6 protein-coding genes are annotated in these 3390 nt (G+C 38.8%); 1 reads left to right on the top strand and 5 read right to left on the bottom strand.

Translation table 11 applies throughout. The features are described 5' to 3' along the window. Positions 1 to 336: hypothetical protein (locus Q7J67_05250; GenBank protein MDO9464685.1), on the top strand; the 336-nt coding region annotated here is incomplete at its 5' end. 580 nt (positions 337 to 916) lie between these two features. On the opposite strand, the gene Q7J67_05245 is transcribed toward Q7J67_05250, so the two are convergent. The 5 genes from Q7J67_05245 to Q7J67_05225 all read right to left on the bottom strand — a co-directional run bounded on the left by Q7J67_05245 (position 917) and on the right by Q7J67_05225 (position 3297). Continuing rightward, positions 917 to 1132, bottom strand: coding sequence for a hypothetical protein (locus Q7J67_05245; GenBank protein MDO9464684.1), 216 nt, complete (start codon positions 1130 to 1132; stop codon positions 917 to 919). After that, a complete protein-coding gene (locus tag Q7J67_05240; protein MDO9464683.1) occupies positions 1095 to 1271 on the bottom strand; it encodes a hypothetical protein in 177 nt (58 codons plus the stop codon). Before Q7J67_05240 ends, Q7J67_05245 begins: the two co-directional genes overlap by 38 nt. Positions 1272 to 1293: 22 nt before the next feature. Beyond that, a complete protein-coding gene (locus Q7J67_05235) occupies positions 1294 to 1578 on the bottom strand; it encodes a hypothetical protein (protein MDO9464682.1) in 285 nt (94 codons plus the stop codon). Positions 1579 to 1673: 95 nt separating this feature from the next. Further along, positions 1674 to 2780 carry a transposase gene (locus Q7J67_05230; GenBank protein ID MDO9464681.1) on the bottom strand — a complete coding sequence of 369 codons (1107 nt, stop codon included), beginning with the start codon at positions 2778 to 2780 and terminating at the stop codon, positions 1674 to 1676. Continuing rightward, a complete protein-coding gene (locus Q7J67_05225; protein MDO9464680.1) occupies positions 2698 to 3297 on the bottom strand; it encodes an IS607 family transposase in 600 nt (199 codons plus the stop codon). Before Q7J67_05225 ends, Q7J67_05230 begins: the two co-directional genes overlap by 83 nt. Positions 3298 to 3390 lie beyond the last annotated feature (93 nt).

Below are 3390 nucleotides of genomic sequence, written 5' to 3'. Positions count from 1 at the left end.
AGCGGGGTTTCGATGTTAGATAACGCCTTTTATACTGATCAAGAAAAAGCCGCTGATGCCGGTAAAATAATGGATACATGGCTGAAGATACAAGAAACAACCGCAAGCGAAAACTCTATCCGGTCTATCACAAGAAGAATCCTTGCATGGCTTGTCATGGGGTCTTTTATATTTATGACTCTTTCTGCTTGTGTAATCTGGAAGTTTTCTTCCGAGTGGGCTGGGTATGTAAAAACTATGCTTATCGATTCACAGTTAGGATACCTGGCAATGATAGTTGGTTTTTTCTATTTTGGTGCTTACGAGGTAGGGCGATTTATTAAGAAGGAAAAATAACCTCATTAGACACGATCTAAAGGAGATGGGGAGTAGTCACTAAAGGTTCTGGTGCTGGCTCCCCACGAGCCTTGTAAATAGCAAGAGTAAGCCTTGAAACCTCACCAGTCCCTTTACACGTTCCACATACATAAGTATCATAAACAATTAGACCCTCTGTTGCATAGACATTTAGCGGGTTATCGGTTGGAATTTTAAACTTTTTCCCCCTTTGCACTCTGGACAAACTAACATAGTTCCTCCTTTAAAATAATCAAATCAGGACAACAACGCCACTTCTGCAAACAGGCAAAAGCGAAGTCTGCCTATCCTTTGTTATCCCTTAAACGAGTGGAGCAAATTATCAAATTGACCACTTATTTTTTTCAATCTTTCAGCATTGCAAGGTTGACACCAATAAGCCCCCCAAGCTGTTCCTGCCGGTCTGCCGCACCCTTCAATACACAATTTGCCAGTATGGTACTTGGGGGTATTCCCTTCATGTTTTGGATCGTCGCATGGTTCCATAAATCCTCCATAAAATCAATGATAACAATTCACTCCAGCGGACAGGCAAAAGTGCCTGCCGCTGACCTTAGCGTTATACAGAAACATAATCAGGATACTTGGTGGCTAAGGGTCTGTAACCTTCGCCTGCCTTTTTCCCGCATTGACTGCACTTCATGTCTGGGATAATATTGTGATGGAAATTAGTATCGTCATAGCCGCAATCTTCTTTCTCATACCCGCAATGTTCGCATTCATAAACTGCTACAAAGTCACGTCTGTCTTGGAATTTTATTGTTTTTATTTTCACGACAATCCTCCTTTGTATCAATCTCGGTTAAGACCAGCCCGTCTTTTCGGACACATTGTATGCATTTTGGTTTCTCGTTCTGCCCGCAATATTTACATTCCCACATTAACTCCTCTGCTGTTCTGTCTTCATTTTCCATCTTAACCCTCCTTTCGATCTTTCTATGGACAGTTTGCTTTAGCTCTGACGGAGTTGTCACCAACCCGATTTTCTGTCTCCATCACGACTCGCCACGGACCAATCTTAAAGTCTATAAAATCAGCGCAATAATCATCATCATCAACTGGTCGATATATATTGTCTTTGTATCTTTCATAAATATCTTGGTCGTAATCCATTTGTGCTTTAAACAATTTAAAATTTGTAGAGATATCGATGCTATATACTGACTCCAATATTTCTATGGGTAATTCATCAAGAAAATGCTTTATTGTTAATTTATCCACTATTTCCTCCTTGTAATAATATTTGTTGTTTCACCATTTCAACTGACTCTTCTTTTATCTTTCTGTGGACAGTTTTGTTTCCCGATCCTTTTTTCTTAACTAAAGTTAACTGCGCAGGGCAATCCTGCGGGCGGATCTACCAAAGCTCGCAAAAGAATATTACGAGCGCCTACTTCGTCCCGACATGCCCTTGACCCATCCAATAACTTAATCCACTTGGCGGATCCAATATTCCTAATTTCGCCTGTTTGTGGATGTGTTTTACTGGTGTATGCTTCATTACAATCAACAACTAATTTTCCAGTTTGAAAAGCTTTCCATTTTAAGAATTGCTTAAACTTATAATGTGAAAAAGTAAGCATAGATCGAACACTTTTTTTGCGAAGATTTCGTCCTGCCTTGCCTGTCATTTGTTTTGTTTCAAAAGTAGGGAGCAAGATCACATCAAAATTATCGGTTAGAAATTTAGCTGTTTTATGGTGCAATTCAGTTATTAAATTTTTGATTTTAGCCCTTATTCTGCGTGATGCTTTCGTAAGAGATCTGCGTTTTTGTTTATTCTTCTGCAAGTCCCTTTTAGAAATAAGATTATCCAGATGAAAACATAAACGTTGAATCCGACTAAAATCCCCTTTGCCAAGATGTCCACTATAATCTGGAGAGTAAAAAGTGATGAATGACCGTATTCCTGGGTCAAGGGAAACTATTTTGGATTGGCTCTCTCCTATAGATAGTTTTTCTTTGTAAGAAACAGCCACCCACCACTTTTCATAACGCCAAATTAAACGGGAATCTCTGTTGTTATCTGGTAAACTTTCTTGAAAACATAAACCCTTACCCGATATTCTTGGATAAATGCCCTTAATGCTCAATGCAGAGTTTGGAATAAAACAACTTTGCTCAGGATTTTTCCTTGTTCTGAAAGCAGGATGACCCTTAGCTTTCCAGAAAGCATTACAGGCTTCTTTAATAGCGATGCCTTTAATCTGAAAAGGAACGGAGGTACACCATGGTGGCAACTGTTTTAACATATCTTTTTTAATATCCATCCATGTCGGTGTCCAGCCTATACACGATCTGATATAATCAATAGTTCGGTTGAACACATATCTGCTGCAATCAGTCCAATTTTTGAATATCTTCTTTTGATTTCTTGTCGGCGAAATCCTTAGCAATTTTGTTTTTGTAACTTCTGAGACCATGCATTCTGCATGAGAAGACATGTAATATTGTGAGTAAATCTTGAGTGAGCTCTGCTTCGGGTGAGAGATTGTTGTCGTTAAGAACCACGATTCTTCCGCCGCTTTTCTCAACAATCCATTTGATGAGATCAAATCCAAATCTGCATAGTCTATCTCTGTGGGCAGATATAAGTTCGATGCAATCTCCTTGCATTGCTCGTTCCAAAATGGCGTATAAACCTTTTCTTTTAAAGTTAATGCCACTCCCGATATCTTTGACGATTGTTGCTTCTGGAAACCTATTTCGCATAAATTGGACTTGGCGTTCAAGATCATCTTTTTGCTTGTAGCTGGAAACTCGGCAATAACATATTCTGGCAGCCTCCTTCTGCTCTCCAAGGAAGTTATCAACATCATATCTTCGTTGTCCTCCTGGTGTTTTAATATGTTTGATCTTGTTCCCATTTGCCCAATTCCTAAGTGTATTTGAGTGAACTCCCAATTTGCGAGCGGCTTCACGTGTATTTATATAAGCCATAATTTAATATAATCTATTTATTAACATTTGTCGAGTTTTATTAATGATTATTAACAAATTATTTACTATCTATTAACCTCCTACAGCTTCACT

This window comes from bacterium, assembly GCA_030652805.1.
GTDB lineage: Bacteria > JAHJDO01 > JAHJDO01 > JAHJDO01 > JAHJDO01 > JAHJDO01.
This window is presented reverse-complemented; position numbering and strand designations above follow the sequence as displayed.

Excerpts from the sequence above, each read along its gene's own strand:
- Q7J67_05240 (MDO9464683.1), bottom strand. The coding sequence starts at position 1,271 with ATGGAAAATGAAGACAGAACAGCAGAGGAGTTAATGTGGGAATGTAAA.
- Q7J67_05230 (MDO9464681.1), bottom strand. The coding sequence starts at position 2,780 with ATGGTCTCAGAAGTTACAAAAACAAAATTGCTAAGGATTTCGCCGACA.
- Q7J67_05225 (MDO9464680.1), bottom strand. The coding sequence starts at position 3,297 with ATGGCTTATATAAATACACGTGAAGCCGCTCGCAAATTGGGAGTTCAC.